Below are 259 nucleotides of genomic sequence, written 5' to 3'. Positions count from 1 at the left end.
CATTCGCCAAGACATGAATGGAGACTTGGATATAGTTGTAGATTTGTTGAAAGATATCAAACCGCAAGCGGACACAGAAGCCATCTGGAAAGTGGAGAATTATGAACTTACCATTCAAAAAGCCATTACAGTCATTCATCAGTCAACAAAAAATTTATTTGTTCAAATATGGGAAAATGAGCTAACTCCTGAATTAATCAAGGCTCTAACAGAGGCTGAAAAACGTTTAAAGGATTTTGTTGTGATTCTATTTGGTGAA

Annotated in this window: 1 protein-coding gene; it reads left to right on the top strand. The window is 35.5% G+C overall.

The window, feature by feature from the left end:
* Positions 1-25: 25 nt before the first annotated feature.
* Positions 26-259: phospholipase D-like domain-containing protein (locus RYX56_RS23475; protein ID WP_317124273.1), on the top strand; the 234-nt coding region annotated here is incomplete at its 3' end.

Origin of the sequence: Alkalihalophilus lindianensis (assembly GCF_032843265.1) — a bacterium.
Lineage (GTDB): Bacteria > Bacillota > Bacilli > Bacillales > Bacillaceae_D > Alkalihalophilus > Alkalihalophilus lindianensis.
The sequence above is the reverse complement of the archived record's forward strand: the minus strand, read 5'-3'. Positions and strand labels throughout refer to the sequence as shown.